Genomic DNA, 21,435 nt, shown 5'->3' on the forward strand with positions numbered 1-21,435 from the left:
CGCGGTCAGACGGCAGGGGAGCCGGCGACTGGTCCGCACATCAGGTTGCCCGGCTCGGCGGGGTCGTCGCTGATCCAGAACTGCGTCCACAGGACGGCGAACTCGGCGCGGCCGAGGTAGCCGTCGCCGTCCTGGTCGAGGCGGTCGAAGACGTCACCGGTCGCGATGCCGCGGCCGTGCCAGGTGTCGACCAGGCTCTGGTGCTCACCGCGCGAGATCCGGCCGTCCCCGTTCTCGTCGACCGCGTCGAAGATGGCATCGGCCGTGTCCGACACCGCCTCGGGCATCGTCGGCAACAGGTCGACCATGGCCATCAGTTCGCCCATGCCGATCCGGTCGGCCCCGCCGCCGACGTCCGACAGGTGCTGCCACCACCCCAGCGTCACCTCCCTGACGCGGGAAGCCAGTTCCGGCTCCGAGGCCACCCGTGGCAGCCGCAGCCACCGTGCCGACAACTCCTGGAAGTCCCCCTCGTCCAGGTAACCGTTTCCGTCCACGTCGAACACGTCGAACATCGTCCGGACCTTCGCCCACTGGAACCCACTGGCCACCGCAAGCCTCCTCGCTCAGCGTGCTCCACTCACACTGCCCACCCCCGCCGACGCCCCAACGGCGCCCGGGATCGCATGCCGGGTGCCACGCGACACCTCACCCCGCCCGAACGCTCCGAGCGCCGGTTTGGCCTTCCGCGTCCCGACGGACCGTGCCACGGCGCACAACCTTCCGGAACGCCATCGGTCTGACCAGACACACACCTACGCGAACCACTACCAGGGGGTAGTCATGCGACGAACAGGTACCGCACTGGCCGCGATGATGCTGGCGGGTGGTGGTCTGCTGGCCGCCACGGTTCCGGCGGTGGCCGCGCCGACGGCCGTGGACTGTGCCGTGACGTGGGGAAGCCTGGACAAGACCGGAGCCTTTGCCGCGTCGAGGCGACTGACCGACGTCCGGGCCGGGCAGCACGAGTGTTTCGACCGCCTGGTCTTCGACGGCGCGGGTACGTCGGCCGACCCGATCGGCTACAGCGTCCGCTACGTCGACGAACTGCACCAGGACCCGTCCGACGTCGTCGTTCCGATCGAGGGCGGGGCCGTTCTGGAGATCTCGCTGTTCTCCCCGCGCTACGACCCGGCGACCGGAGAGCCCTACCCGTCGCTTCCGGCCGTCGACGTCACCGGGTACCGGACGTTCCGCGAGTTCGAGTTCACCGGCGGCTCCGAGGGATACACCCAGGCCGGACTGGGCGTCCGCGCCCGGCTGCCGTTCCGGGTCTTCCAGACGGCCAACCACCTCGTGGTGGACGTGGCGCACACCTGGTGACCCGGTCCGGCCGACGCGTGACGCGTTCCTGCCGTCAGGACCGGCTCCCGACGTCCCACCGGTCCGGGCCGACGCCCCGCCAGTCGATGAGCACCGAGTCCGCGAGTTCTTCGGGCTCGATGTCCAGCCCGGCCCGCCGCAGGAACTCCGTCAGGTCCCGGCGGCTGTGTGCGAGGCCGAGGATCTCGCCGTCCACACGCACCCGGCGGCCGCCGGTCGGGGAGGGCGGCTGGACGACTATCGGGCGCCTTCGGCTCATCTCTCCAGGATCATCCGCACCGCTCGGGCCCGCACCCCGGCCGCTCACCGGAAGATCCCGGAGATCGGCCGCGCGGGCGGTTGAGAGGGACGGGCGGAGTGTGGGAGCGGAAGTGGAAGCCGGGACGGCCTGGGTTCGTACATGTGTTCGATGTTAGCCACTCCGGGGCCGTGCGGCATCCATGCCGCGGCGGTGGGGGTCGTCCGTCTCTTCCGCGGGCAGCGGCTGGTCGCCGTCGTAGAAGAAGCTCGCGGGCCGCTCCAGGAACTCCAGTCGCCGCCGCAGCACGGCGTGCTGGTCGGTGATGTCGTGCGCAAGGGCTTCGCGCTGGTGCTGTCGGCCGAGGAGACCACGGACCGGCTGACGGCGCGGACCGGACGTCGGGGCGGACCGGACGTCGGCGGACGGCCGGACGTGTACCCGCCGAACCGTGGGCCCGACCGGGGACCGGTCCGGCGCGTCGCACGATGTACCGCGGGCCTGGACGCCGTCGGGGAACCGTGGGCGGTTAGCCGAGGTCGAAGGTGTTGGGCAGGCCCAGCCGGTAGCGGACCTCGTCGACCCGCTTCAGGGGTTCCATCTCCGGCGGCCGGAACAACTCCCAGAGACGGCAGCGCCCGGCGCCCGAACCGTCGGCGTCCAGAAGGGCGTTGACGGCCCGGCGCGCCGACTCGTTGGCGCCCTCCATGGTCGCCAGGTCCACATCCGTACGCACGTAGTCGCCCGCGAGGAAGAAGTTCGGCACCGCGGTCCTCGCGGACGGCCGGTTGTAGAGGGTGCCGGTGGGGTGGATGAGGAGCTGTTCGCGGTTCTGCGGATCGGGACCGCCGAGGCCCGTCACCGAGGGGTCCATGAACCAGCCCAGCCGGTCCTCGTCCCTGAGCGTCGTCTTGCCGGAGTCGTTCAGCCCGTCCTTCAGCTGGGCCCACAGCTCGGCGACGATCTCGTCCTTCGTGCACTCACGGGCCGTCCTGCCGTACAGGATCCCGGGCTTGTCCCACTCGGAGATGATCGTGGACAGGCACTCGTGGGCCTGTCCGTCTCCGTAGTCGTGCGAGAAGTCCCGCACGTCCCAGAACTGCGCCTGGCCGATGCCGGTGACCGCCCACGGCGAGTCGAGGCAGTTGATGTGGCCGTGCACGACGGGGGTGGGCGTGCGCAGGTAGAACATCACGCCGGTCATCCAGTCCGTCTTCAGCGCGTCGCACCGCCCCAGCTGCGGGTCGGCGGCGCGCAGGGCCGGGCCCCAGGTCACCCGGGCGTGCTCGACCGGCAGCGCGCAGACGTAGTGGTCGGCGGTGACGGTGCGCTCACGGCCGTCGTCGCGGGCCGCCACCCGTACGCCGGTCACCCGGCCGCCGTCGTACACCACCTCCCGGACCTCGGTGCCGAGCTCGAACTCGACGCCCAGGGAACGCAGATGGGTCTCCCACGGGTCGATCCACGCCTCGCTGGTCGGGGCGTTCAGCACCCGGTCTACGTCCGCGTCGCCGTCCATGCCGCGGCCGAGCAGGCCCCACAGGATGAGGGCCTCGATGATGACGCGGCCGACGGTACGGGTGGAGGCGATCTCGGCGCGGGTGGCGACGAGGTTGCGGGTCTGGCCGATGCCGAGGAGGACCTGGTACTCGCGGCTCATCTCGCCGGCCCGGATGAAGTCCCACCAGGCGACCTTCTCCCACTGCCCCTCGCGGCGGGCGTCGCAGCTGGTGAGGTGGACCAGGAGACGGTCGGCGAAGTAGGCGGCCTCGGTGGCCGGCAGACGGGAGGCGAGATCCAGCACCGACAGGATCTGGTCGCGGAGCCAGGACGGGGTGAGGTCGCCGGAGGCGGGCGGGGTGGTGACCCGGCGGAGCGGGAAGTGCAGGTCCGGGCGGCCCGACCCGCGCGCGAACAACTCCTCCGTGCCGTTGCGGAGGTTGCCGTGGACGCCGTTCGCGTTGCCGGGGAAGGGGATCCGGCGCATGGTGTCCGGCAGGTTCCGGTAGAAGCCGGGGAAGAAACGGAACCCGTGCTCGCCGGGAAGCGGCTTGCGCCCGCCGGTTCCGGTCCCGGGGACGTCCATGGAGCGGGCCTTGCCGCCGAGGACGTCGTAGTACTCGTAGACCGTGACCCGGTAGCCGCGTTCGGCGAGTTCGTGGGCGGCGCTGAGGCCGGAGACCCCGCCGCCGAGGACGGCGACGCGCTTGCCGGCGGAGGCCGCGGCCGCACCGCCGGCCGCGGCCAGGACGCCGACCGCTCCACCACCGACCGCTCCGGCGACCGCGCCCCCGGCCGCCGTCAGGAAGCGCCTGCGGCTGTGTCCGTCGTGCCCCTGGGGCAGCTGCGCGTGTTCTGTTGTCATGGTCAACGGAGGGTAGGGAGGGGTGCCGGGGACGGACAGCCCTTTCCCTTGTCACTCACAGTATCCTCACGAACACGAAGAGGCAGTGACGATGTGTCCGTGCGGAGGAGGGCTAGAGGAACGGGGTCCCCGCGTCGAGGCCCGACAGGATCCTGCCGTACAGCTCCAGGTTGGCGGCGGGGTTGACGAAGGAGTGGAGGTTCAGGGCGTTGAGGTCCCGGACGATCCGCTGGATCGGCACCTCCCGGTGCAGGGACGAGGCGCCCGAGGCGGATCCGACGAGGTCGGCGGCCTCCTTGCACAGCCGCGCCAGATAACCGCACTGCGCCCGGATCCGGGCCCGCTCCTGCGCGGTGTACGGCTCCCCGGCGGCGGCCTTGGACTCGATCAGTCCCACGAAGTCGGCGGCGAGCAGTTCCGCCGAGGAGACCTTCATCGCGGCCTCGGCGAACTGGAGATGCGTCACCGGCGCCTCGTGCTGGCGCTCGTAGAAGGTGTAGGTGATGCCCCGCCGGTGGATGCGCTCGTCGAACTCCGCCAGCGCCGCCCGCGCCAGCCCGAGGGCGTTCGCGGCCGTCCAGGCGCAGAACATCAGCAGCACCGGCATGCGGTAGAACGGGTCGTCGCCGTTGCGCCGCGACGGATACGCGCCGGCCAGCAACGGCCCCACCGGCAGGACGCGATGGGCGGGCACGCGGACGTCCTGGGCGGCGACGGTGTTGCTCCCGCTCCCGGCCAGCCCGGTGACGTCCCAGTCGTCCAGCACCTTGAGGTCCGTCATGGGGATCGCCAGCCAGAGCATCTCCGGCGGGCCGTCCGGGGTGTCGGCCAGCGCGGTCAGCAGGTGCCAGTCGGCGTCCTGACAGCCGGTCGCGAAGGGGGAGTTGCCCGTCACCAGGTAACCGCCGTCCACCGCAACGGCTTTCGAGGTCGGGATGAGGGTGCCGCCGACCCGTACGTCGGGACCGGTGAAGATCTCGTCCTGGGCCTCGTCGGGGAACAGGGCCGCGATGAACGCGCACCCGGCCTGGATCAACGTCATGAACCCGGCCGACCCGCACGCCGCGGAGACCTCGCTCAGCGCGTCGACCTGGGTCCGTAACGAGCTCTGGTGGCCGCCGTAGTGGCGCGGGACGTTCATACGGTGGATCCCGGCGTCCGAGAGCGCCTCGACGACCTCGCGCGTCACCCGCCGCTCCCGCTCGGCGCGCGACGCGTGCGAGCTGATGAGCGGCCGGAGCTCGCGTACGCGTCGGAGAAGGTCGGTGTCCGGACGGGGTGCTGGCGAACCGGCCAAGGGGCTACCTCCGGTCTCGGGCCGTAGAAGACCCCTCACCGTCGCGCCGATCCCGGTGGCTGTCAACGCCACCTCGGACCAGTGAAGTCGATCGGCGTGTGACCGGGATCACGGCGGTGGGAAAACCCGGGGCGCGGCCCGGGCGTCTAGCCGGTGTGAGATCAGTCAGGAAGGCACCACGCACACCGGACGAGGAACGTCTCGTCCGGCTGGTGGCCAGGGGCGACCGCGCGGCGTTCGAGGAGCTGTACCGGCGTACCGCGCCGTGGATGGCGTCGCGGCTGCGCCGCCGGTGCGCCGACGAGCAGATCGTCGCCGAGGTCATGCAGGAGACGTATCTGGCGGTGTGGCGCGCGGCGGGCGCGTTCGCGGGCTCCTCGGTCGAGGGGACCGCCGCCGGATGGCTGTGGACCATCGCCGCCTTCCGGCGCAGGGCCCACCACGCCGAGCCGCCGGCCGCCGCCGCGCTGCCCGACGCGGCGCCCGCCGCCGAGGAGGAGGCGCTCGCGACGGCCGTCGGCGGCGACGTCGGCGACGCGCTCCGGCGCCTCGCGCCCGAACTCAGACAGGTGCTGGAGGCCATGGTGCTCGACGGGCTGTCCGTCCGGGAGACCTCGGTACTGCTCGGACTGCCCGAGGGCACGGTCAAGACCCGTGCCCGCCGGGCCCGGATCGCGATGCGGGAGGCGCTGGCGTGAACACGGAACACGCGTCGACGCGGATCATCGACGCCTACGCGCGCGGCGACACGGACATCACCGCCGACGAACTGTGGGCCCTGGAAGCCCACCTGGAGGCGTGCGCGCTGTGCCGGGAGCGGCTGTCGGCCGCCGTCACCGCCGGGGCGCCCGCCGTGGCCGCGCTGGTGGACACGGTCTGGTCCGGCCTCGAACCCCGGCTGGCCGGCCCCGCCCCGACGCCGCGCCGGCGACGCTGGGCGGCGGGCCTGTCCAGATGGCTGACGCCCGCCATGGAGCCCTGGCTGGCCATGGTCGTGAGCGTGACACTGCTCGCGCTCGTCCTCGACCTGGTCCACACCGGCCTCGGCGAGGTGTCGCTGGTGCTGCTGTTCGCCCCGGTCCTGCCGGTCCTCGGCGTCGCGGCGTCCTGGTCGCGCGGCCTGGACCCGGCGTACGAGCTGACGGCCGCCGCGCCGAGGGCGGGCCTTCACCTGGTGCTGCGGCGCACCGCGGCCGTGCTCGCGGCCGTCGTCCCCGCGCTGCTGGTGGCCGGAGAGCTGACCGGGGTGACGGCCGCGCAGTGGCTGCTGCCCTGCCTCGCCTTCACCTCGGCGACCCTGGCGCTCGGCGGTGCCATCGGTGTGACCCGCGCGGCGTTCGTGCTCGGGGGCGTGTGGGCCGGCCTGGTCGTGGCACCGACCGTGGCCACCAGCCGTACGGCCGTCGTCCTCCAGACGGACAGCCTGCCCGGATGGGGGATCGTGCTCGCGGTCGGCACCGCCGTCGTGATCGCCCGCAGAGGCGCGTACGGCGTGCCGGGAGCCCATCGATGACCCCTCGGACCCCTCGGACCCCTCGGACCCCTCGGACCCCTCGGACCCCTCGGACCCCTCGGTCTCTTCGGATCACCGGAAAGGAAGAGCACGGCATGAACGTGGTGAACGCGGCCGACCTCGCGCCGACGGCCCACGCCTGGCAGATCGAGGCCGCCGGGCTGAAGGTCGGGGTCGGCAGGAACCGTACGGCCGTCGACGGGCTCGACCTGTCGCTGGGCACCGGCGTCCACGGACTCCTCGGCCCCAACGGCGCGGGCAAGACCACCCTCATCCGGACCCTGGCCACCGTGCTGCGGCCCACCGAGGGCAGCCTGGAACTGCTCGGGACGTCCGTGCATGGCCGGGGCGAGCACCGGGCGGTGCGCCGCCGGATCGGCTACCTGCCACAGGAGTTCGGCTACTACAGGCGCTTCACGGTGCGCGAGTTCGTCGAGTACATGGCCTGGTTGAAGGAGATGCCGAAGGCGGACATCCCCGGCGCCGTGCAGCGCGCCGTGGAGCGGGTGGGGCTCGCGGACCGTGCCGACGACCGGATGAAGACCCTGTCGGGCGGCATGGTGCGCCGGGTCGGCATCGCCCAGGCCATCGTCAACGACCCGGCGATCCTGCTCCTGGACGAGCCCACCGTCGGCCTGGACCCGGCGCAGCGGCTGCGCTTCCGCGAGCTGCTCCAGGAGCTGGGCACGGACACCTGCGTACTGGTCTCGACCCACCTGGTGGAGGACGTCGCCGCCGCCTGCACCGACGTGGTGGTGTTCGCCGAGGGGCGGCTGGTCTTCCACGGCCCGCCCGGCGAACTGGCCTCGCTGGGCGGGCCCGAACACGTGGGGGACAGCCCGCTGGAGCGCGGCTACTCGGCCCTGCTGCTCAACCCCGCTCAGGAAAGCGGAAGTTGGTGAACTCCCGCGTACTGCGCATCGAGTTGAGGCGTTCGGTCGCCCCGTGGGCCGGGGCCGTGGTCCTGACGACCGCGCTGGCGTTCCTGTACCTGATCCCCGGATCGTGGTGGACGGGCACCGCCGCGTGGACGGCCCAGTGGACGTCCATGGCCCTGTGGACCCGCGCCCTGCTGTTCTACCTGTGGCCGCTCGCCGTGGGACTCGGCGCGTTGCAGGGGCTGCGCGACCACCGCTCCGGGACGACCGAGCTGCTGACGAGCACACCACGGCCCGCCCGCCACCGCGCGGCCGCGCTGGCGGGCACCACGGCGCTCGCCCCGGCCGCCGCGTTCGCGCTCCTCGTCCTGGCGGGCGGGGTCCAGGTCGCGGGCAACACCCGCTACACGCATGTCGGATGGCTGCCGATCTCACTCGTGGGGGCGCTCTCCCTCGCGGCCGGGGCGGTGCTGGGGATGGGCGTCGGCCGGGTCCTGCCGTCCGTGCTCACCCCGCCCGCGGCGACCATGGCCGCCTTCGTGTTCACGGCCCTCATGCAGACGTCGCTCGGCCGGACGCCGACGCCAACGGCGAGCGGGCTCCCCACCATGGAGCCGAACCGGGTCTCCCTGCTGTCCCCCGCGGTGCAGGAGGCGCGCGACGCACTGGTCACCCTCTCCACCCCGGTGCACGTCGGACGGACGGTCTGGCTGCTCGGCATGGCCGCGACCGGCTTCGCGCTGCTGGTCGCCGCGACCCCGCGCACCCGGCTGACGGCCCTGGCCCCCGTCCTGGCCGGCGCGGTCGTCGCCCTGCTCGTCCTGCCCTCCGACCCGCGCCGGATCTACGTCGTCGACGAGGCCGCCGCGCGGCCGGTGTGCGACGGCCCGGTGTGCGTGACGAGGACCCAGCAGGCGCGGCTCGCCGACCTGGCGGGGCCCGGGAAGGAGGCGCTGCGCAGACTGCGCGCGGCGCTGGGCGGCGCGGCGCCGGTCTCGGTCCGGGAGAACGCCGCCGTGGCACCCGAGGGCTCCGTGCCCAAGTGGTCCAGCGCGACCGTCCTCTTCGACTTCGACGACGACATCATCGCCACCGCGAAGGGCGCCGGGCTGACCCGGGCCCTCGTCGCCAAGGCCATGGTGCCGGGGTGCACCCCCCTCGGCTGGGGCGGCTTCGGGAACGACGACTACGCGCGGACCGTCGCGGCCGCCTGGGTCCTCGGGGACCTCGAACCGCTCCCCGGCTCCTCACCGGCGGGGCTGAGCCGCGAGGCCGAGGACCGGGCCCGCCCGGTGTGGCGCAGCCTCGTGTCGCTGCCCCGGGCCGAGCAGCTCGCGCGGATCCACGCGATGCGTGCCGCCGCGCTCTCCTGCGAGGGCGACCCGTTCGAGATCCTCGCCGAGGGCGGCGCGTCCCGATGAGGTGGCTGACGCTGTACGCCCGGTCCCGTCAGGTGCCCGCCTCCTTCGCCGCGGTGGTGATCGGCGCGGTGGCGGTGTGGGCACTCGCCCGGGCGGGCGGCGGGCCCGGTGATCCCCGGCTGCCCGTCCTCGTCCTCGCCGCCGGGGCGATGGCCGCCTCGATCGGGCTCGGCGGTCAGGACCTGGCGCTGGACCGGACGGCCGCGATCCGCTGGGCGCCCCGGCGGGCGGCCCATGTGCTGCTGGCCGCCGCGGTCGTCGCCGCGGTGCAGGCGGCGGCGCCGACGACGGGCGGGGTCATGGCCACCGCCGCGTTCGCCGTACGCGACAGCGCGGGCCTGATGGGCCTGGCCGCCCTGGGCGCGGCGGTCTCGGGCGGCCGGTACGCCTGGACACCGCCCTTCGCCTGGCTCTCGGCCGCGTTCCTGGCGCCCCCGCCGACGACCGCCCCGACGCGGGTGGCGAGCTGGCTGCTGCTGCCGCCCGGCGCCACGGCGGCCACCTGGACGTCCCTGGCCCTCACGGCCGCGGGCACCACCGCCTACGCCCTGGCGGGCCCGAGACGCTGACCGCCCGGAGCCGACCACGAGACGCGGGCCGGACCAGGACCGGAGAAGCGGCGGCACGCACGGCCACACCCGGAGGCACAGCAGCTCCGAAGGCCCGATCCGATGTCCGACGGGCACCGGGTCCGGCTCGACGGACCGGTCGGCGTCGCCGCCCGGTGCGGGTCAGGCCGGGCCGGACCCCTGGCCCGGGTCGCCTGCGGGCAGGCCCGCCAGCAGTGCGCGCCGGCTGGCTCCGACGTGCTCGCGCATGACGCGCTCGGCGCTGTCGCCGTCCTTCGCCAGGACCAGTTCCAGGACCAGACGGTGCTCACGGTCGGACTGGACGACCCGGCCCGGCCGGCTCAGCGAGGTGTTCACCAGCCGGGAGTACGCGAGCTGGTTCATCAGGACCCGGTAGTGGGCCTGCAGCTTGCCGTTGTCGCAGCCCGCGATGAGCAGGTCGTGGAACTCCTGGACCAGCGCCGCGTACCGCTCGCGGTCGTCCCGCTCGACCGCCGCGTCGGCCTCGCGCAGGTTCCGTTCGAGCGCGTCGATCTCGGGCACACGGCCGCGCTGGGCGAGGAGCCGTGCGGCCGCGCCCTCCATCAGCTCCTTCATCTCGAAGAGTTCCGTCATCTCACGGCGGGACGGGACGGTGACGAACGTCCCGACGCGCGGCCTGATCTCGACGAGTCCCTCGGTCTGCAACTGCTTGAGGGCCTCGCGCACCGGCGTACGGCTCACCCCGAACTCGTCGGCGAGGGCCGCCTCCGAGAGCGCGGTGCCGGGTCCGGCGTCGCCCCTGATGATCCGGCCGCGCATCTCGGCGATCACCGCGGCCTGCATCGACCCGTTCGCCGGTTCGCTCCTCGCGCGCCTCATCCCAGGGACGCCAGCGCCCCGCCGTCGAAGAACCGGCCCGCGCTGTAGACCATCGGCGGGTGCTCGGTGACCTCGGCGTGCACGACCCGGCAGATGAAGATCGTGTGGGTGCTGGCACGGAGCCGCTCGCGGATCCGCACCTCCATCCGCGCGCTGCTCCGGGCGATCAGCGGGCTGCCGTACGGGCCGCTCTCCCAGTCCAGGTCCGCGAACTTGTCGGCGGCCTTGGTCGCGAACGTGCCGACGACGTCGAGCTGGTCGGTGGAGAGGATGTTGATCGCGAGGTGGTCCGCGCTGAACAGGCAGTCGTGCGTGGACGAGGTGTGCTGGATGCAGACCATCACCGTGGGCGGGTCGAGCGAGATGCTGGAGAAGGCGTTGACGGCCAGCCCCCTGGGGGTCTGCCCGTCCATCGCGGTCACGACCGTGACACCGGTGACGAACTGCCGGTTCACCTGCTTCATCACGTCGAGGTCGGGGGTGGCGGCGAGCGCGGTCATGAGGGTGCTCCTTGTCATCTTGGTCGTCGGTCCTGTCCCTGCCCGGCCCCGTCAGTCCTGCCCCACGCTGATGATGCCCAGCGCCACCAGCAGGGCCCGGGGATCCCAGGTCACGTGCTCCTCGACGATCCGGTCCGCCTCGAAGCGGGCGAACGTCGCGCCGCTGATGTCGACGCGCCGCTTGGTCGGCGGCACCCCGAGGAACGAGTTCACGTGCGTTCCGCTGCTGTGCCAGCGGATCGCGGCCCGGTCGCCCTCGACCACGACCTCGTCGATGACCGTGGTCAGGTCCGGGAACGCCGCCCGCGTCGAGACGATCGACGCCTTGAACGCTTCGAGGTCCTGCGGGTGCGGGTCCGCCCCGTGGCGCAGATAGGCCGGGCTCAGCAGCGCGTCGAGCGCGTCGACGTCACCCTGTCCCCAGGCCTCGGCCCATACCTGGGCGATGCGTTCCCCACGAACGTCGGTGTGCGCCATCTCTTCCTCTTCCACAGTCGCCGGCCTTCTCTGCAAGGACGGGGAGGCGGAACCGCTCGCTGCTCCCCTGCGGTCGCACGGCCACCTGAAGGGTGAGAACCGGCCCGCGTTGGCATACAAGAAGCAGTAAGTCACGCCATGGTGGGAGCGTCAAGGGTGCGGCGGTGGCCGGTTGGCCGACCGGCTTCGACGGCCATCGGAATGTGCAGCTCAAATGCCATTTGATGACAGCAGGAGGGGCGGCCTGGGTGGTGTGCGGGGAGCATTCGGGCCGGAACCCTTGACCGGTTTGCGGGTGCGTGCCTATGGTCCTGTGCCATGCAAGAGAGCGTGGAACACACTGACGACGGCATCGGTCTCCGCAAGCTCGTGCTCTACCGGGACGCCGTCCTGACCGAGGCGGGCGAGGCGCCCGCGCGGCCCGCGTGGCGCGCCAGCGTCGCCGCGGTGATCCGGAACCCGTGGCTGGGCACCGGTCCCGCGACCGACCTGAACCCGGAACAGGCCCGCATCGCACCGGCGCTCGCGAAGCTGCTGACCGGCCGGCTCATCACCGCGCTGGGCGGTGCCGACGAGATCGAGTCGTTCGGCAAGGCCGCCATCGTCGGCACGGCCGGCGAGATCGAGCACGCCGGGGCACTCATCCACACCCCGTACTTCGGCAACCTCGTGCGGGAGTTCCTCGAGGGCGAGTCGATCATCTGCTTCGCCGACACGCGCGCCGAGGCCGGCGAGTCGCTGATCGTCCCTCTCTGGCACAAGACCCACGCCGCGACGCGCAGCCACTACCAGACCATCAGCGCCCGGGTCTCCGACGGGCCGCGCGCCGACGAGATCGTCGTCGTCGCGGCCGCGTCGACGGGGCCGCGCCCGCACCCCCGGATCGGGGACCGTCTGACCGACCCCGTCGTCACCACCGAAACCCTGGAGGTAGTTCCCTCATGAGCGTCCGCAGGATCGTGACCGTCGTCGAAGAGATCCACAGCGAAGGCGGCCGGCAGCTCGCCCGGCCCGCCCGGATCGCGGTCGTCGCCGCGGTGATCGAGAACCCCTGGGCCGGACAGGGCTTCGTCGAGGACCTGGGCCCCGGCATCGAGGCGAACGCCTCCGACCTCGGCGCGCTGCTCGCCCCCGCGGTCCTGGACGCCCTCGGCGAACCCGCCGAGGCGTACGGCAAGGCCGCCATCGTCGGCCTGGACGGCGAGATCGAGCACGGCTCCGCGCTGATCCACACCCTGAAGTTCGGCGACCACTTCCGCAAGGCCGCCGCCGCCACCACCCTGCTGCCGGCGGTCGAGAAGCGCGGCCCGGCCGGTGTCGTCTTCGACATCCCGCTGAAGCACATCACCGACGCCACGATCCGCTCCCACCACCAGAGCTTCGAGGTCCGCGTCAGCGACGCCCCGCACCCCGGCGAGATCGTCATCGCGCTCGCCGCCGCCGCTCAGGGCCGCCCCCAGCAGCGCCTGGCGCCGCTCACGACCGAACAGTAGGTGCCCATGAGCAAGCCGACCGTGGTCCTGCTGCACGGCGTGGGGCTCGACCGCACCATGTGGGAGCCGGCCGCCGCGCTCCTCGCCGACCGCTACACCGTGCTCACCCCGGACCTGCCGGGCCACGGCACCCGCCCGCCGGTGCGCGACGGCGTGACCCTCGCCGACCTCGCCGACGGGGTCGCCGGCGGGATCCCGGCCGGCTCGCACCTGGTCGGGTTCTCCCTGGGCGCGCTGATCGCCCAGCACCTGGCGCTGCACCGGCCCGAACTGGCGGCCACCCTGACCTCGGTCAGCTCGGTGTGCGCGCGGACGGCCGAGGAGCGGGCCGCCGTCCTCGCCCGGCTGCGCACCGCGGAGAGCGACTTCACCGCGAGCGCGGCCGCGTCCCTGACCCGCTGGTACGACGGTACGGACGTCGGCGCCGACCGGGTGGCCCGCACCTGGGCCACGCTGCTCGCCAACGACGTCGCCTCCTTCCTCGGCTGCTACCGCGTCTTCGCCACGGCGGACGCGGAACTCGCCCCGGACCTGGGCGCCATCGCCGTACCCGCACTGGCGGTGACCGGGGCGGACGACCCGGGCTCCACCCCCGAGATGAGCCGCCGGCTCGCCGCGGCGCTGCCCGACTGCCGGGCGGTGGTGGTTCCCGGGGCGCGGCACATGCTGCCCGTCGAGCGCCCCCGGGCGCTGGTCGACGCCCTCACGACCTTCCTCGGAGCGTGTACACATGTCTGACCTCACCACACTGCACCACTTCATCGGCGGCGAGCGGGCGGAGCCCGCGTCGGGCGAGTACTTCGAGAGCACCAACCCGGCCACCCGCGAGGTCCTCTACCGGGCCGCGCGCGGCGACGCCACCGACGTCGACCGGGCCGTCACCGCCGCGCGCGACGCCTTCGAGGACCCGCGCTGGCGCGACCTTAGCCAGACGCGCCGCGGCCACCTGCTGCGCCGGCTCGGTGAGCTGATCGCCGAGAACGCCGAGGAACTGGCCCGCGCGGAGACGCTCGACAACGGCAAACTGCTGCGCGAGATGCGCGGACAACTGGCCACGCTGCCGGAGTACTACCACTACTACGCGGGCCTCGCCGACAAGATCCACGGCGACTTCATCCCCACCTCCGACCGTCAGGTGCTGAACTACACCTCCCGGGAGCCGCTGGGCGTCGTAGGGGCGATCACGCCCTGGAACTCCCCGCTCACGCTGACCAGCAGCAAGCTGGCCCCGGCCCTCTGCGCCGGCAACACCGTCGTGATCAAGCCGTCCGAGCACACCTCGGCGACCGTCGTCCGGCTCGCCGAACTCGCCCTGGAGGCGGGCTTCCCGCCCGGCGCGGTCAACGTCGTCACCGGGTTCGGGGCCGAGGCGGGGCAGGCGCTCGTCGACCACCGCGGCCTCGCGAAGATCTCCTTCACCGGCTCCACCGCCACGGGCTCCCGCATCGCGGCGACGGCCGCCGGCCGGTTCATCGGCGCCACCCTCGAACTCGGCGGCAAGTCGCCCAACATCGTGTTCGAGGACGCCGACCTCGCGAACGCGGCGATGGGCGTCGTGGCCGGCATCTTCGCCGCCGCCGGACAGACCTGCATCGCGGGCAGCCGTGTCTTCGCCCACCGCTCCGTCTACGACGAACTGCTGGAGCGGGTCGCCGACCGCGCCAGGACCATCCGTATCGGCGACCCCCTGGACGCCGGCACCGAACTCGGCCCGCTGGCCTTCGCCGACCAGCGCGACAAGGTGGCCGGCTACGTCGACCTCGGCCGCGACGAGGGCGCCCGGGTGCTGACCGGCGGACGCGCCACGGACGGCGGCGGGCTCGGCGGCTACTTCTACGAGCCCACCATCCTCGTGGACGTCGACAACGGCATGCGCGTCGTGCGCGAGGAGATCTTCGGCCCCGTGCTGGCCGTGATGCCGTTCGACTCCGAGGAGGAGGTCGTCCGGCTGGCCAACGACACCGAGTACGGCCTCGCGGCCGGCGTCTGGACGACGAACCTCGCCCGGGCCCACCGGATGGCGGCACGGCTGGAGGCCGGGACCGTCTGGGTCAACACCTACCGCGCCATGTCCCCGATGTCGCCGCGGCAGGGCTTCAAGTCCAGCGGCGTCGGCGTCGAGCACGGCACCGAGACCGTCAAGGAGTACACGCGCCTCAAGAGCGTGTGGATCAACACCAGCGAGGAGCCGGTGGCCGACCCGTTCACCATGCGGAGCTGACCGGAGCCGACATGCCACAGGTCGACATCACCCTCGCCGAGGGCCGCACCCCGGAGCAGATCCGGGCCCTGCTGCACGAAGTGCACGCCGCGGTCCTGCGCACCACGAACACCAAGCCCGAGCACATCAGGGTCGTCGTCCACGAGGTCCCCCGGTCCCACTGGGCCACCGGGGACATCACCCTCACCGAGATGGACGCGGCCGGCCCGCAAGACGAGGAGCAGTCATGAGGTTTTCGTTGTTCGTCCACATGGAGCGCTGGGACGAAGAGGTCAGCCACCGCGAACTCTTCGAGAATCTCACCGAGTTGACCCTCATGGCGGAGGCCGGCGGCTTCGGCACCGTATGGATCGGCGAGCACCACTCCATGGAGTACACCATCTCGCCGAGCCCCCTCCCGATCCTCTCCTACCTGGCCGCCCGCACCACGACCATCCGGCTCGGCGCCGGCACCATCGTCGCCCCGTTCTGGAACCCGATCCGCGCCGCCGGCGAGTGCGCGCTGCTCGACGTCATCAGCAACGGCCGGATGGAGGTCGGACTCGCCCGCGGCGCCTACCAGTTCGAGTTCGACCGGCTCGCGGGCGGTCTCTCGGCCCGCGACGGCGGCAAACACCTGCGGGAACTCGTCCCCGCCGTGAAGGCGTTGTGGGAGGGCGACTACGCCCACGACGGCGAGATCTGGCAGTTCCCGACGTCGACCAGCGTGCCCAAGCCTCTTCAGCAGCCGACCCCGCCCGTGTGGATCGCCGCCCGTGACCCCGACTCGCACGACTTCGCCGTCGCCCAGGGCTGTAACGTCATGGTCACCCCGCTGATGAAGGGCGACGAGGAAGTCGTCGACCTGAAGGGCAAGTTCGACACCGCGGTGGCCAACCACCCCGAGGTGCCGCGCCCCGAACTGATGGTGCTGCGCCACACCCACGTCCACTCGCCCGACGAGCCCGAGGGGTGGCGGCCCGCCGCAGAGGCGATCGGCCGGTTCTACCGGACCTTCGACGCCTGGTTCGGCAACGCGGCCACCCCGGTGAACGGGTTCCTCGACCCCAGCCCGGAGTCGAAGTTCGAGGGCCGCCCCGAGTTCGCGCCGGAGTCGCTGCACCGCACGGCGATGATCGGCACCCCCGCCGAGGTCGTCGAGCGGCTGCGCGCCTACCAGGAACTCGGCGTCGACGAGTACAGCTTCTGGATCGACACCAGCCTCTCGCACGAGGAGAAGCGCAGGTCGCTGGAGCTGTTCATCAAGGAAGTCGTCCCCGCGTTCCAGTAGACGGCGCGCTCCACGGACCGGCGGGTCACGTTCCGACGAAGCTCACGGTCTCCGTGAGCTCCGCCCGCCCGGTCCGCAGCCGTGGCACGCCTTCCTGCTCGTGACCGACCGCGACACCGCAGAGCAGCACGTGACCGCCGTCGGCGCCGACCGTCCGGGCGACGCTCTCGCGGAACATCGTCCACATCACCTGCGGGCAGCTGTGCAGCCCTTCCGCCCTGAGCAGCAGCATGACCGTCTGCAGGTACATCCCCGCGTCCGCCCACTGCCCGGGCCCCATCGCCCGGTCGAGGTAGCAGAACAGCACGACGGGCGCTCCGAAGGCGTCCGAGTTCAGGGCGGCGATCCGCACGGGCCGGTCCGGGGCGTCACGGTCGATCCCCAGCGCCCGGTAGCGCTGGGCGGCCGCGGCCGAGAAACGGTCCCGGTACGGCGCGGACAGCGGGGCCGGGTACATCGGGTACTCCCGCTCGTCACCCGGGTCTCCCGCCAGCGCCCTGGCCGTCGCACGCGCCTTCAGCTCGGCCAGCGGTTCGCCGGTGACGACGTACAGGTGCCACGGCTGGAGGTTCCCGCTCGACGGGGCGCGTGCCGCCGCCGTCAGCACCCGTTCGAGCACCTCTCGGGGCACCGGCTCGGCGCTGAACGCGCGCACCGCCCGCCGGCTGTCCACCGCTTCGTACACGTCCACGTCCACTCGTCCCCTCGGCCGTCGGGCGGCCCGTCACTCGTAGCGGTACTTGAGGGACTCCGCCTCCGACCGCTCGATGTCGGCGATCGTCAGCTCCGGCATCCGCAGCTGGGCCAGCGTCACCTCGGCCGAGGTCGGCTGGGCGTCCGCCGCCGGCCACTGCTCCGGCTTCCAGGCGCCGCCGCGCAGCAGCGACTTGGGGCAGTGCGGGTACACCTCCTCGATCCCCACCACCAGCGCACTGGCCGGCGGCTTGCCCACCGCGGTCAGCTGCGACAGCAGCTCCGGGCGGGTGGAGACACAGGCCCGGCCGTTCACCCGCAGTGTCGTGGTGCGTCCCGGGATCACGAACAGCAGCCCGGCGCGTCCGGTGGCGACGACGTTCCGCAGGGTGTCCAGACGCTTGTTGCCGGTCGCGTCCGGGATCGCCACCGTCCGTTCGTCCAGGACCGCGACGAACCCGGCGGGGCCGCCGCGCGGGGAGACGTCGCAGTTGCCGTCGGCGTCCGAGCTGGCGACCAGGACGAGCGACGAGCACCCGATCAACCGCCTGGTCTGTTCGGTGAGTTCGGTCATCTGCTTGCGCACTGCCGCGGCGTTGGGCAGTGCGTAGACCCGGCGCAACGCCTCCTGGTCGGACACGGCGTCGAGGCGGAGCGAGTCGAAGGCACTGCCCACGAGAGGTGACGTCATGCCCCGACCCTAGCGGGACGCGTCAGCGGCTCCGGCGGGGTGCGGCGGGCCCGTCCCGGACGGACCGCGGTCAGTCGATGCAGAGCACGAGCAGACAGAGACCGGAGGGCGAGGCGGCGGACGCCGAGGGGGTCGCCGTCGGGGCGGACGTCTCGGTGGCGGCCGTGGGAGTTGCCGTGGCCGCGGGCTCGGTCGCCGTCCCCGTCGCGGTGGTACCGGACGTCGTGGCCGCCGACTGGGGCTGGGCGGAGGCCGTTGCCGTGGGCTGGGGCGATGCCACGGAGTCCGGCCGCTGGGAGGCCGGCGTGGCCAGGGGTGTTCCGGCGGCCTGTTCGTGCGGCGCGTTCACCGCGGCCTGCCGCGCGGCGGGGGTGGTGGCCGGGGCCCGGTGACGGCCGGTCGGCGCGGACGCCGTCGGAGCCGGCTCCGTGGCCCGGTCGTCGGCGACGCCCATGGTGGTGGTGTCCGGGGCCGTGGCCGCCTGGGTCCGGTCCGTGGACTGCCGGTCCAGCGAGGCGACGGTCAGGCCGCCGCCGACCAGCGCGACCGCGGTCGCCACCACGGCCCGCCGCTGGTTCCGCTTCCAGCGGGCCCGCTGCCGGCGCCGCGCGGCCCGGCCCGCGGGCGCGGGCACGGCGACGGCGTCCGAGCCGTCGCCAGGATGCCCGTACGGGTCCTCGGGAGCCTCGTCCGCGGGGGCGTCCGGGTCCGGCCGGGCGGGCGTGACCGCCGTGGCGGGGGCCGGCACATGAGGGTGCGGGGCGATGTCCGGGGCGTAGGCGCCGCATCCCGGGCACACCAGGGCACCGTTGAGATGCCGACGGCACGAGGTGCAGTAGTCCATCCGCGGTCTTCCTGACTCGGCTGCGCCGACGGCGTCCTGAGCCGCGGCCTGGTCTCGTTCGCACGTGAGGCCGAACGGCCAGAACGGTAGCGAGCCTTTGGCCAGGCAGTGTGCAGCCTGTGTGGCGCTTCTGCGCAGATGCCGGTCGCGGTGCTCACAGCCGGAGGGTGAACCAGGTGGTCTTCCCCTCGTCGGTGGGCCGCACGCCCCAGCTGTCGGCGAGCGTGCGGACCAGCAGCAGCCCCCGCCCGGACTCCTCGTCCTCGGCGGCCCGCCGCGGCCGGGGCAGCTGCGGACTGCGGTCGCTGATCTCGACGGTGAGGTCGGTGGCGGTGCGGTGCAGATGCAGGTTGATGGGGCCCGAGCCGTGCTGGACGGCGTTGGTCAGGGTCTCGGAGAGCAGCAGCAGCGCGTCGTCCACACCGCTCGCACAGTCCCAGGAGACCAGCGCCTTGTGCAGGAAGGCCCTCCCTTTCGGCACCGACTCGGGGCAGGCCGGCAGGTCGGTGCTCAGGGCCGCCAGCGGCGCGGCCGGGAGCTGCGCCAGCAGCAGGGTCACGTCGTCGTTGTGGCTCTCGGCGTCGGGGAGCAGGCTCGCCAGCACATGGTCGGCCGCGGTCTCCAGGGACGGCGTGTCGGTGAAGAACTTCTCCAGGACCAAGGTGAGTTCGGAGATACGGCCCTCGATGTCGCTGCCCGGCGTCTCGATCAGCCCGTCCGTGTACAGGACGAGGGTCGCCCCGGGCGGGACGGCCGTGGAGGACTGCTCGTAGAGGATGCCGCCCACCCCCAGCGGGGCGTTCACGGGCGACTCCAGCATGCCGACCCCGCCGCCGGTGTCCACGACCAGCGTGGGCAGATGGCCGGCCGAACAGACCGTCACCGTACCGGAGTCGGGGGCGATGATCAGGTAGCAGCAGGTGACGAGCTGGTCGGGGACGTCGAGGTCGGCCACGCAGGAGTCCAGCGCCTGCATCAGCAGGTGCGGCTGCATCCCGGTCTTGGCCAGCGCGTGCGCGGCCGAGCGCAACTGGCCCATCACGGCGGCGGCTTCGAGGCCGCGGCCCATCACGTCACCGATCAGCACGCCCACCCGGTCGGCGCCCAGCGGTATCAGGTCGAACCAGTCGCCGCCCACACCCGCGCCCTGCGTGGCGGGCCGGTAGCGGCTGGCGGTGGCCAGCCCGGGGAGCGCGGGCGGGGTGCCCATCAGGCTGCGCTGGAGGGTGAGCGCGATGTGCCGCTGCTGTTCGTACAGCGCGGTGAGTTCGGCCTCGGCCCGCTTGCGGTCGCTGATGTCCCGGACGATGGCGCAGGCGCCGACGACCCTGCCCCGGGTGTCCCGCGTCGGCCACAGGGTGACGTCCACGTCCAGCAGCGTGCCGGAGCCGGTGACGCGCAGCGTCTCGAAGTGCTCGACCTTCTCGCCCTGGCGCAGCCGGTCCAGCAGCGCGTTGATCTCGCCGCGGAGTTCGGGCGGGGCGAGCATGGACACGTGCCTGCCGATGGCCTCCTCGGCGGTGTAGTGGTAGAGGTCCTGGGCCGCCGCGTTCCAGTAGGTGATGTACCCGTCCAGGGTCTTGGCGAGGATGGCGTCCTGGGAGGACTCGACGAGGGCGGCGAGCTCGTTGATCCGGGCCTCGGCGGCCTTGCGGTCGCTGACGTCGCGGACGGCGGCGGACACCAGCAGCCCGTCCGCGGTCTCCATCGGGCTGAGGCTGATCTCGACCGGGAACTCGGTGCCGTCCTTGCGCAGCCCGTGCAGTTCGAGACCGGCGCCCATCGGACGCACCTGCCGGTTGGCCGAGTAGCCGCCCCGGTGCAGGGTGTGCTGGCTGCGGAACCGGTGCGGCATCAGCAACTCGACCGGATGGCCGAGGAGTTCCTCGCGCCGGTAGCCGAAGAGCGCCTCGGTCTGCGCGTTCACCAGCTTGATGATGCCCGTGCCGTCGACGATGACCATCGCGTCCGGCGCGGCCTCCAGCAGGCCCCGGAACCGCTCCTCGGCGGCCCCGGTGCCCTGACCGGTGCCGGGGCCCTGACCTGGACCGGGGACCGGCGGGCCGCCGCACGGGCAACGCTCCGCGTCCGTCGTGACGACGGCACGCGTCCGTTCACCTCTGAGGGAGCCGGCCATGTCCCCCACCCCTTCCCGCCGACGATTTCTCGTCATCTCAGCGCTTTTGGGGTCGTCTGGCAGCGGAAAGTCGTTTAGTGGCCGTGACCGCCCGATCCTGCCCGTCCGTGGCCGAGCCCGCCCGAACCTGTCCGTTGAGGTGCGTTTGACGGACAGCCGGTGGCCCGGTGCTCCCAGGTGCTGATGCCGTCGTCGACGCGCACCCTCCACGGGCAGAAACCGGTGCGGTCGGCGCCGAGGGCGGAGCGCACCTCCTTGCGAGGTGCCCGGCGGCCGGACCGCGCCCCGGCGGGCGCGCCCCCTCGTCGCTCTCCATGGCGACGAACGCTAGGCTCCCGGCCCGCCGAAGTCCCGGGGCCCAACGGCCCTGATCGCGAGACCGTCCGGCACTGCCGCGGCGGACCGGCCGGCCCGCTGCGGCGAACCCGGGACCCCGGGACCGTCCGAAGGGGCCGTTCGGCCCACGCCGACGGCGGGTCCGGACATGCACAGTGGCGCAGGGCACCACCGGCACACCCCGTGGCAGAGGAACCCGCCCCGCCACACAGGCCCCCTGACCACAAGCGGCCGCCAGTAGCCGCAAGCAGCCGGGAAAAGCCGTTGGAAGCCGATGGAAGCCGATGGGCAAGGAGAGGGAACAGCGG

General features: G+C 72.9%; 24 protein-coding genes. 12 read left to right on the plus strand and 12 right to left on the minus strand.

Annotated elements, in window-relative coordinates:
• Window positions 1–5: 5 nt before the first annotated feature.
• Window positions 6–551, minus strand: a complete 546-nt coding sequence (locus tag ACZ619_RS22965; protein ID WP_469601830.1) for an EF-hand domain-containing protein — start codon at window positions 549–551, stop codon at window positions 6–8.
• Window positions 552–783: 232 nt separating this feature from the next.
• Here ACZ619_RS22965 and ACZ619_RS22970 point away from each other — a divergent pair, with 232 nt between their 5' ends.
• On the plus strand, window positions 784–1,323 hold the full coding sequence (locus ACZ619_RS22970) for an AMIN-like domain-containing (lipo)protein (protein WP_469601833.1): 540 nt from the start codon (window positions 784–786) through the stop codon (window positions 1,321–1,323).
• Between the two features lie 34 nt (window positions 1,324–1,357).
• Here the strand turns inward: ACZ619_RS22970 and ACZ619_RS22975 are convergent, their stop codons facing one another.
• The 4 genes from ACZ619_RS22975 to ACZ619_RS22990 form a co-directional block, all read right to left on the minus strand.
• Window positions 1,358–1,582 carry a hypothetical protein gene (locus tag ACZ619_RS22975; protein WP_469601836.1) on the minus strand — a complete coding sequence of 75 codons (225 nt, stop codon included), beginning with the start codon at window positions 1,580–1,582 and terminating at the stop codon, window positions 1,358–1,360.
• A gap of 153 nt (window positions 1,583–1,735) precedes the next feature.
• Window positions 1,736–1,870 carry a hypothetical protein gene (locus tag ACZ619_RS22980; RefSeq protein ID WP_469601838.1) on the minus strand — a complete coding sequence of 45 codons (135 nt, stop codon included), beginning with the start codon at window positions 1,868–1,870 and terminating at the stop codon, window positions 1,736–1,738.
• A 220-nt stretch (window positions 1,871–2,090) separates the two neighbouring features.
• The gene (locus tag ACZ619_RS22985; RefSeq protein WP_469601841.1) at window positions 2,091–3,926 is read right to left on the minus strand and encodes a hydroxysqualene dehydroxylase; all 1,836 of its coding nucleotides are present in this window, start codon (window positions 3,924–3,926) and stop codon (window positions 2,091–2,093) included.
• Window positions 3,927–4,038: 112 nt separating this feature from the next.
• Window positions 4,039–5,262, minus strand: a complete 1,224-nt coding sequence (locus ACZ619_RS22990; RefSeq protein ID WP_469601844.1) for an acyl-CoA dehydrogenase family protein — start codon at window positions 5,260–5,262, stop codon at window positions 4,039–4,041.
• A 116-nt stretch (window positions 5,263–5,378) separates the two neighbouring features.
• On the opposite strand from ACZ619_RS22990, the gene ACZ619_RS22995 reads away from it, so the two are divergent.
• From ACZ619_RS22995 to ACZ619_RS23015, 5 genes are all read left to right on the plus strand, one after another.
• Window positions 5,379–5,921 (plus strand): RNA polymerase sigma factor, encoded by a 543-nt coding sequence (locus ACZ619_RS22995; RefSeq protein WP_469601847.1) that lies wholly within the window; start codon window positions 5,379–5,381, stop codon window positions 5,919–5,921.
• Window positions 5,918–6,736 carry an anti-sigma factor gene (locus ACZ619_RS23000; protein ID WP_469601850.1) on the plus strand — a complete coding sequence of 273 codons (819 nt, stop codon included), beginning with the start codon at window positions 5,918–5,920 and terminating at the stop codon, window positions 6,734–6,736. Before ACZ619_RS22995 ends, ACZ619_RS23000 begins: the two co-directional genes overlap by 4 nt.
• Before the next feature lie 95 nt (window positions 6,737–6,831).
• Window positions 6,832–7,638: an ABC transporter ATP-binding protein gene (locus ACZ619_RS23005; RefSeq protein ID WP_469601853.1), complete on the plus strand. Its 807-nt coding sequence runs from the start codon at window positions 6,832–6,834 to the stop codon at window positions 7,636–7,638.
• A complete protein-coding gene (locus ACZ619_RS23010) occupies window positions 7,635–9,035 on the plus strand; it encodes a hypothetical protein (protein WP_469601855.1) in 1,401 nt (466 codons plus the stop codon). The genes ACZ619_RS23005 and ACZ619_RS23010 overlap by 4 nt, the downstream gene beginning before the upstream one ends.
• Entirely contained in the window at window positions 9,032–9,604 is a 573-nt protein-coding gene (locus ACZ619_RS23015) for a hypothetical protein (RefSeq protein ID WP_469601858.1), read from the plus strand. Before ACZ619_RS23010 ends, ACZ619_RS23015 begins: the two co-directional genes overlap by 4 nt.
• A 162-nt stretch (window positions 9,605–9,766) precedes the next feature.
• Here the strand turns inward: ACZ619_RS23015 and ACZ619_RS23020 are convergent, their stop codons facing one another.
• From ACZ619_RS23020 to ACZ619_RS23030, 3 genes are read right to left on the minus strand one after another with little or no spacing between them, the layout of a single operon-like run.
• Window positions 9,767–10,465, minus strand: coding sequence for a GntR family transcriptional regulator (locus ACZ619_RS23020; protein WP_469601861.1), 699 nt, complete (start codon window positions 10,463–10,465; stop codon window positions 9,767–9,769).
• Window positions 10,462–10,965, minus strand: a complete 504-nt coding sequence (locus ACZ619_RS23025) for a flavin reductase family protein (RefSeq protein WP_469601863.1) — start codon at window positions 10,963–10,965, stop codon at window positions 10,462–10,464. Before ACZ619_RS23025 ends, ACZ619_RS23020 begins: the two co-directional genes overlap by 4 nt.
• Before the next feature lie 51 nt (window positions 10,966–11,016).
• The gene (locus ACZ619_RS23030) at window positions 11,017–11,442 is read right to left on the minus strand and encodes an ester cyclase (RefSeq protein ID WP_469601866.1); all 426 of its coding nucleotides are present in this window, start codon (window positions 11,440–11,442) and stop codon (window positions 11,017–11,019) included.
• Between the two features lie 330 nt (window positions 11,443–11,772).
• Between ACZ619_RS23030 and ACZ619_RS23035 the strand changes: the two genes are divergently transcribed.
• From ACZ619_RS23035 to ACZ619_RS23060, 6 genes are read left to right on the plus strand one after another with little or no spacing between them, the layout of a single operon-like run.
• On the plus strand, window positions 11,773–12,387 hold the full coding sequence (locus tag ACZ619_RS23035) for an amino acid synthesis family protein (protein WP_469601869.1): 615 nt from the start codon (window positions 11,773–11,775) through the stop codon (window positions 12,385–12,387).
• Complete coding sequence (locus ACZ619_RS23040) at window positions 12,384–12,935, plus strand: amino acid synthesis family protein (RefSeq protein ID WP_469601871.1); 552 nt, start codon at window positions 12,384–12,386, stop codon at window positions 12,933–12,935. The genes ACZ619_RS23035 and ACZ619_RS23040 overlap by 4 nt, the downstream gene beginning before the upstream one ends.
• Window positions 12,936–12,941: 6 nt before the next feature.
• Window positions 12,942–13,673 (plus strand): alpha/beta fold hydrolase, encoded by a 732-nt coding sequence (locus ACZ619_RS23045; protein WP_469601874.1) that lies wholly within the window; start codon window positions 12,942–12,944, stop codon window positions 13,671–13,673.
• Window positions 13,666–15,156 (plus strand): aldehyde dehydrogenase, encoded by a 1,491-nt coding sequence (locus ACZ619_RS23050; protein WP_469601875.1) that lies wholly within the window; start codon window positions 13,666–13,668, stop codon window positions 15,154–15,156. Before ACZ619_RS23045 ends, ACZ619_RS23050 begins: the two co-directional genes overlap by 8 nt.
• An 11-nt stretch (window positions 15,157–15,167) precedes the next feature.
• Window positions 15,168–15,386: a tautomerase family protein gene (locus ACZ619_RS23055; protein WP_469601878.1), complete on the plus strand. Its 219-nt coding sequence runs from the start codon at window positions 15,168–15,170 to the stop codon at window positions 15,384–15,386.
• A complete protein-coding gene (locus tag ACZ619_RS23060; RefSeq protein WP_469601880.1) occupies window positions 15,383–16,426 on the plus strand; it encodes an LLM class flavin-dependent oxidoreductase in 1,044 nt (347 codons plus the stop codon). Before ACZ619_RS23055 ends, ACZ619_RS23060 begins: the two co-directional genes overlap by 4 nt.
• A gap of 25 nt (window positions 16,427–16,451) precedes the next feature.
• Here ACZ619_RS23060 and ACZ619_RS23065 read toward each other — a convergent pair whose 3' ends face one another.
• From ACZ619_RS23065 to ACZ619_RS23080, 4 genes are all read right to left on the minus strand, one after another.
• Window positions 16,452–17,117 carry a nitroreductase gene (locus ACZ619_RS23065; RefSeq protein WP_469601883.1) on the minus strand — a complete coding sequence of 222 codons (666 nt, stop codon included), beginning with the start codon at window positions 17,115–17,117 and terminating at the stop codon, window positions 16,452–16,454.
• A gap of 33 nt (window positions 17,118–17,150) precedes the next feature.
• Entirely contained in the window at window positions 17,151–17,810 is a 660-nt protein-coding gene (locus tag ACZ619_RS23070; RefSeq protein WP_469601885.1) for an MSMEG_1061 family FMN-dependent PPOX-type flavoprotein, read from the minus strand.
• 70 nt (window positions 17,811–17,880) lie between these two features.
• Complete coding sequence (locus ACZ619_RS23075; RefSeq protein ID WP_469601887.1) at window positions 17,881–18,654, minus strand: SCO2400 family protein; 774 nt, start codon at window positions 18,652–18,654, stop codon at window positions 17,881–17,883.
• 154 nt (window positions 18,655–18,808) lie between these two features.
• Window positions 18,809–20,791, minus strand: a complete 1,983-nt coding sequence (locus tag ACZ619_RS23080) for a PAS domain S-box protein (RefSeq protein WP_469601889.1) — start codon at window positions 20,789–20,791, stop codon at window positions 18,809–18,811.
• Window positions 20,792–21,435: the final 644 nt, after the last annotated feature.

The organism is Streptomyces sp. NPDC104367 (assembly GCF_055583825.1).

Bases quoted from the DNA above. Each gene is read 5' to 3' on its own strand.
- ACZ619_RS23050 (WP_469601875.1), top strand. From the start codon at position 13,666: ATGTCTGACCTCACCACACTGCACCACTTCATCGGCGGCGAGCGGGCG.
- ACZ619_RS23070 (WP_469601885.1), bottom strand. From the start codon at position 17,810: ATGACGTCACCTCTCGTGGGCAGTGCCTTCGACTCGCTCCGCCTCGAC.
- ACZ619_RS23075 (WP_469601887.1), bottom strand. From the start codon at position 18,654: ATGGACTACTGCACCTCGTGCCGTCGGCATCTCAACGGTGCCCTGGTG.
- ACZ619_RS22970 (WP_469601833.1), top strand. From the start codon at position 784: ATGCGACGAACAGGTACCGCACTGGCCGCGATGATGCTGGCGGGTGGT.
- ACZ619_RS23020 (WP_469601861.1), bottom strand. From the start codon at position 10,465: ATGAGGCGCGCGAGGAGCGAACCGGCGAACGGGTCGATGCAGGCCGCG.
- ACZ619_RS23030 (WP_469601866.1), bottom strand. From the start codon at position 11,442: ATGGCGCACACCGACGTTCGTGGGGAACGCATCGCCCAGGTATGGGCC.
- ACZ619_RS23025 (WP_469601863.1), bottom strand. From the start codon at position 10,965: ATGACCGCGCTCGCCGCCACCCCCGACCTCGACGTGATGAAGCAGGTG.
- ACZ619_RS23045 (WP_469601874.1), top strand. From the start codon at position 12,942: ATGAGCAAGCCGACCGTGGTCCTGCTGCACGGCGTGGGGCTCGACCGC.
- ACZ619_RS23055 (WP_469601878.1), top strand. From the start codon at position 15,168: ATGCCACAGGTCGACATCACCCTCGCCGAGGGCCGCACCCCGGAGCAG.
- ACZ619_RS22975 (WP_469601836.1), bottom strand. From the start codon at position 1,582: ATGAGCCGAAGGCGCCCGATAGTCGTCCAGCCGCCCTCCCCGACCGGC.
- ACZ619_RS23080 (WP_469601889.1), bottom strand. From the start codon at position 20,791: ATGGCCGGCTCCCTCAGAGGTGAACGGACGCGTGCCGTCGTCACGACG.
- ACZ619_RS23005 (WP_469601853.1), top strand. From the start codon at position 6,832: ATGAACGTGGTGAACGCGGCCGACCTCGCGCCGACGGCCCACGCCTGG.
- ACZ619_RS23060 (WP_469601880.1), top strand. From the start codon at position 15,383: ATGAGGTTTTCGTTGTTCGTCCACATGGAGCGCTGGGACGAAGAGGTC.
- ACZ619_RS23040 (WP_469601871.1), top strand. From the start codon at position 12,384: ATGAGCGTCCGCAGGATCGTGACCGTCGTCGAAGAGATCCACAGCGAA.
- ACZ619_RS23015 (WP_469601858.1), top strand. From the start codon at position 9,032: ATGAGGTGGCTGACGCTGTACGCCCGGTCCCGTCAGGTGCCCGCCTCC.
- ACZ619_RS22985 (WP_469601841.1), bottom strand. From the start codon at position 3,926: ATGACAACAGAACACGCGCAGCTGCCCCAGGGGCACGACGGACACAGC.